The sequence below is a fragment of the Novipirellula caenicola genome (assembly GCF_039545035.1).
Classification (GTDB): Bacteria; Planctomycetota; Planctomycetia; order Pirellulales; family Pirellulaceae; genus Novipirellula; species Novipirellula caenicola.
Window position 1 is genome coordinate 1 of the sequence record NZ_BAABRO010000077.1, and the last position, 1,019, is coordinate 1,019.

Below are 1,019 nucleotides of genomic sequence, written 5' to 3' on the forward strand. Positions count from 1 at the left end.
AAAAGGCAACAGAGGCAAATGACTCTTTGGGAATCGGATGACTGCATAGTACCGTTGACTTCGGGTAATGCCGAACGAGGGAAGGCGGTCAGGCCGACACGCGATTCCAGCCGACCACCTGCCACTCGCAGAAGTGGAACGCCGGTGTCTGATCGACTGGATCGCATCACCACGAGAGCGGAAGGCAACGCAGCAGCGACGTTTAGTAACCTCTTTTCGTTGCTCAATACCGAACTGCTGTTCTACGCTTTCCGACGACTCAAGCGAGACAAAGCACCGGGGATCGATGGTGTCACGGTGGACGATTACGAAGAAAATTTGCAAGGCAACTTGCAAGCTCTCGAAGATCGAATCCATCGCGGCAACTATCGTCCTCAGCCGAGTTTACACCGAGACATTCCCAAGGGAGAGGGTAAAACGCGACCTTTAGGAATCGCTTGCGTGGAAGATAAGGTCGTCCAGCGGGCGATTGTCATGGTCTTGGAACGCATCTACGAGGTGGATTTTCATGATACCTCGTACGGTTACCGCCCCAAGCGAAGCTGCCACCAAGCACTGGCCGATCTGGGCCAGACAATCACACGCCGGCGAGTCAACTGGGTGCTCGACGCGGACATTAAAGGGTTCTTTGACCACGTTGATTTTGGGAAGCTCCAAGAGCTTCTCGGGCGACGTATTGAAGACTCTCGCATGCTGCGGCTGATCACCAAGTTTCTGCACGCCGGAGTGATGATTCAAGACCAACGTTACGCCACCACGGAAGGCGTCGCGCAGGGTTCGGTTCTTTCTCCACTGCTAGCCAATGTGTACTTGCACTACGTGCTGGACGAGTGGTTCGAGCAGCAGGTGAAGCCTCGTCTCAAAGGCGGGGCCTCGATCATTCGCTTTGCGGACGATTTCATCTGCACGTTCGAGCGAGAATCGGACGCGTTGCGTTTTCGTGAGGTGTTGACCAAACGTCTTGGTCGGTATTCGTTAGAGTTAGCCGAGGAGAAGACGAAATTGCTCCGTTTCGGCCG

At 54.7% G+C, this 1,019-nt stretch carries 1 protein-coding gene; it reads left to right on the forward strand.

Translation table 11 applies throughout. The annotated features are described in order from the left end of the window. Nucleotides 1–144: 144 nt before the first annotated feature. Nucleotides 145–1,019 (forward strand): group II intron reverse transcriptase/maturase (gene ltrA, locus ABEA92_RS31325; protein ID WP_345689822.1); only part of this gene is annotated, 875 nt, incomplete at its 3' end.